Annotated in this window: 1 protein-coding gene; it reads left to right on the forward strand. The window is 67.9% G+C overall.

All coding sequences use genetic code 11. The annotated features are described in order from the left end of the window. The first annotated feature begins 120 nt into the window (after positions 1 to 120). Complete coding sequence (locus ACFWTC_RS38915; protein WP_384030724.1) at positions 121 to 1,353, forward strand: IS4 family transposase; 1,233 nt, start codon at positions 121 to 123, stop codon at positions 1,351 to 1,353. Positions 1,354 to 1,620: the final 267 nt, after the last annotated feature.

Consider the following 1,620-nt stretch of genomic DNA (forward strand, 5'->3'; position numbering starts at 1 on the left):
AATACGCGCCGACCTCCACCTCGGACTGCTCCAACTCGCCTGCAGCATGATCTGTTTGAGACGGCTCCGGACCTCATTTTGAAACGATCAGTTAGATGTCTCGGGCTCGTTGGTTGGGTTATGGCGAGGGCGGGGCAGGTGAAGTCGTCTCCGGGCGAGCGGTTGTCGGATCGGATCGCGATCGGGGTGTTGACGCGGGCGTTTCCGCCGTGGCTGGTCGATGAGGTGGTCGCGGAGTGCGGGCGGGCCGAGCAGCGCAGTCGGCTGCTGCCCGCCCGCGTGGTGGTCTACTTCGTGCTCGCGATGTGCCTGTTCTTCGGCCAGCCGTATGAGGAGGTCGCGCGGCTGCTGGGCGAGGGACTTCAGGGTGAACGTCGCTGGCGGCAGGGGTGGCGGGTGCCGACGACCGCCGCGATCGGGCGGGCGCGGGAGCGGTTGGGGACCGAGCCTTTGAAGGTGCTGTTCGCGCGGGTGTGCCGGCCGGTGGCGGTGCCCGGCACCGCGGGTGCCTGGTATCGGCGGTGGCGGCTGGTCGCGGTGGACGGCACGACATTCGATGTCGCGGACACGTCGGCGAATGAGGCGTTCTTCGGCCGGCCGGGATCCGGTCGCGGGCAGGGCGCTTTCCCGCAGGCGAGGGTGGTCGCTGTGGCCGAGTGCGGCACCCACGCAGTCTTCGCGACGGCCCTCGGACCGCTGTCGGGCAGCGAGCAGACCCTGTCGCGGCAGCTGTTTTCCCGTCTCACGGCGGGCATGCTGCTGCTGGCCGACCGCGGATTCTATGGATTCGAGTTGTGGCAGGCCGCCCGGTCCACCGGAGCCGACTTGTTGTGGCGAGTGAAGAAGAACGCCGTCCTGCCGGTGCTTCAGCGTCTGCCGGACGGCTCCTACCTCAGCGCGATCCATGCCGACACCGACCGTAAGCGACGGGCCAACCCGGTGGCCGTGCGCGTGATCGAGTACACGCTGGGCCCGGACGGCGACGGGGACGTCTACCGGCTGATCACTACCATCTGCGACCCCGGGGCCGCCCCGGCCGCCGACCTGGCCGCGCTATACGCCCAGCGGTGGGAGATCGAGACCACCTTCGACGAGATCAAGACCCATCAACGCGGCCCGAAACTCGTCCTGCGCTCAAAGTATCCGTGGGGCGTGGAGCAGGAGATCTACGGGTTCCTGCTGGTGCACCACGCCATCCGACAGCTGATGCACCAGGCCGCCCTGGACCACGAAGCCGATCCCGACCGGATCTCCTTCACCCGGTCCCTTCGGATCGTGCGCCGCCAGGTCCCCGCCCAGGCGGCGTTTTCCCCCCGGCCGACTCGCCAGGGCACTGACCTCCACCCTGGCTGAGATCGCCCAGCGCCTGCTGCCCCGACGACGCCACCGGACCTACCCGCGCGTGATCAAACGCAAGATGTCCAACTGGCCCCGCAAACGAGCCGAACACCACAACCGGCCGCCACCCACACCAGCCACCATCAGTATCGCCCGGCAGCACACGACCTAAATCACCAGCATTGGGCCTAAGGCTTGTCCCGTAACTGCTGGTCACGGTGAGATGATCTTGGTGTGGCTGGTGTGATCACGGCGTCGGAGCCGTCCTGGATAGCCCCGTTC

The organism is Streptomyces sp. NPDC058619, assembly GCF_042717785.1.
Taxonomy (GTDB): Bacteria; Actinomycetota; Actinomycetes; order Streptomycetales; family Streptomycetaceae; genus Streptomyces.